We start from the raw sequence: 273 nt of genomic DNA, 5'->3' as shown, positions 1-273 counted from the left end.
GCTAAACGCAGTGCGTTTTGATGCTAAACGCAAGATGAAATGGTGCTAAATGCAGTGCAATATGGTGCAAAATGCAAAACGAAAAGAATAAATATGCGCCGTAATGGTATGAACAAAACCTTAAAGAAACATGAAATACATGGCAAAAAAGGGCAAAATGGTGGTAAAAAGTGGGGTTTTGGAGTCTAAAAGTGGGTTTTTGGGCTGCAAAAATCATGAGTTGGCAACCAATCTAGAAGGGCTAAATGGTACAAAATGCAGGTCTTTTTCTTA

The organism is Prevotella sp. HMSC073D09 (assembly GCF_001814145.1).
Lineage (GTDB): Bacteria > Bacteroidota > Bacteroidia > Bacteroidales > Bacteroidaceae > Prevotella > Prevotella conceptionensis.
Note: the sequence above shows the minus strand (reverse complement) of the source record.